1 protein-coding gene is annotated in these 453 nt (G+C 54.7%); it reads left to right on the forward strand.

All coding sequences use genetic code 11. The annotated features are described in order from the left end of the window. Positions 1-205, forward strand: a 205-nt coding sequence (locus M5C01_RS32810; RefSeq protein WP_248764480.1) for a hypothetical protein, incomplete at its 5' end; no start/stop codon positions are given. Positions 206-453 lie beyond the last annotated feature (248 nt).

Here is a 453-nt window from a genome sequence, read left to right on the forward strand (position 1 = left end):
CCGTGATATGCGCATGGACGCCCGTTACGAAGCTTTGTCCGATGCTGTCGCAGGTAGAGCAAGCATACCCATCGTCAAACGTGTTCACGTCGCAGCCTCCAAGCGGCGAGGAATGCTATCCCATGCGGCGTTCGACGTGGAGGTTTCGAAGGCTCTGGATGCTGAGATAGTAGCGATGTTTGAGGGGCGCGCGAGCACGGTTTGACTGCCGGCCTACAGGTTATGTGGTGTTTTCAATACCATTTATCGGCCCTGTCATTTCTGACAGTAGCCGGTAGCGTGGATCAGGTGATTACTAGACCCGGTATCCCAGGCAAAACCTGAGTTATGTCGGTTTGATCAGTAGCATCCATACTCAGATGCACCGGGAACCGCACTGAGGAGATCCGCGTCGTGAAGATTCGCGTTCTGTCCGACCTGCATCTTGAGTACGACGAACCGCTTTCCATCCCC

Source organism: Pseudomonas sp. MWU12-2319, from assembly GCF_023242525.1.
In the GTDB taxonomy this organism is placed as follows: Bacteria; Pseudomonadota; Gammaproteobacteria; order Pseudomonadales; family Pseudomonadaceae; genus Aquipseudomonas; species Aquipseudomonas gingeri_D.